General features: G+C 64.7%; 1 protein-coding gene. It reads right to left on the bottom strand.

What is annotated here, in order from left to right; translation table 11 throughout:
• The coding region (locus ABZT03_RS44455; RefSeq protein WP_356050037.1) for an FAD-binding oxidoreductase at nt 1–1,336 on the bottom strand (1,336 nt) is incomplete at its 3' end.
• Between the last annotated feature and the right edge of the window lie 187 nt (nt 1,337–1,523).

The raw sequence follows: 1,523 nt of genomic DNA, 5'->3' as shown, positions 1-1,523 counted from the left end.
AGGAGTTTCTGGGCTTTCGCACCAGGCGCAACCGCCTGACCTGCATCGATGCCTCGCCGAACCCCCGAGAACCCCACTCAACTGTGGAACGCAGGCGTCGGGCTTGGTCGGAGTCCAAGACGCTTGCGGGGTCCACAGTGCTGCGCACTTGGCGCCACTTCGCCAGGTCGGGGTACATCTGCGCGAGGACATCTGGGCAGCTGCGTGAGTCTTTGGCGAGATAGAGGCGCCCGCCAGCTTCGAGAACCGTGTGGTCGAGCCGATCGAGCAAGGCCGCAAGGCCAGGAGTGCCTGCGGGGAAATCGAGGGCGAGCGTCCAGCCAGGCCTCGGGAAAGACAGATAGGGGTGGCTGCTGGGACCGAACCGTTTGAGCACGGCGAGGAACGGAAGGCAGCCAGCGCGCTGGAACGCTTCCATGATGCGCACGAGGAGGCGTGCGCTCTCTTGGCCGTGAGGGACGCTGAACTGGTACTGCACCAGCCCCCGCAGGCCGTATAGGCGGTTCCAGTCGGTGACCGAGTCCAGTGGATGAAAGAAGGACCATGGGCTCACCACCCCTTGTGCGGTAGCCGTGCGGTAGCGGTAGTGGTTGTAGCCACGGACCGTGGCGGTGTTGAGGAGAAAACTGCAGATACGGGGTGGAGCCGGCAGCGGTTCACGGTGCCGGGGCAGGCGGGGGCGATTGCGCAGGAATGTGGCGTGATGTTCGGGATGAGCCCAAGCGCCGCGACTCAGCAGGGAACGCCCCAGATTGGCGCCGCGTGCCATGCCGTCGATCCAGGCCACTTGGTGGGGGAGTACTTCGTCGGTGTTTTCCCAGCAGGCCAGCAGTTGGTCCAGATCCGAGCAGCGCTGTGTGCGCTGATACAGCCATCGTGTCGGGACCGATTCGGTGCGCAAAGTGGCCTGGGTGATGATGCCTGTCAGGCCCATACCGCCGACCGTGGCCCAGAAGACCTCCGGCTGCGTTTCGGGAGTCAGAATGAACTCGCCTACCGGAGTCTGCACCGTCATTTGGACGATGTGATCGCCGAAGCTTCCTGCAGCTGGATGATTCTTCCCGTGGACGTCGGCTGCGATGGCCCCGCCGACCGTGACATGTCCCGTTCCGGGCACCACCGGCAAGAACAGCCCCAGCAGCAGAAGGCGGTGCAGCAACACATCCAGTCGCAGGCCCGCGTCCACAGTCACGGTCCCGGCGTCGATGTTGGTGCAGTGGATGCGCGACAGACCAGCGGTTCGGGCGACGGTACCACCAGCGTTCTGTGCAGGATCGCCGTAGCTGCGACCGCTACCCCTTGCGATGATGCCGCGTGGTCCCGGACGGGCCAGCAACTCCTTTAGCTCACGCACCGAGGTGGGCGAGACAACGGTGGCAGCGGTGGCTGCCGTGCAGCCCCAGCCGGTGAGAAGAGCGGCGGGTGGTTTGACCTCGGATATTCAGCGGCTGAGGTGATCTGATCGGGTATCAGCAGAAGGTGCCCGTGGCCTGCGAGGATGCGAGTGTTGAGGTCGTATCCGG

Source organism: Streptomyces sp. NPDC005574, from assembly GCF_040605435.1.
Lineage (GTDB): Bacteria > Actinomycetota > Actinomycetes > Streptomycetales > Streptomycetaceae > Streptomyces.
Note: the sequence above shows the minus strand (reverse complement) of the source record. Positions and strands in the feature narration are given on the sequence as shown.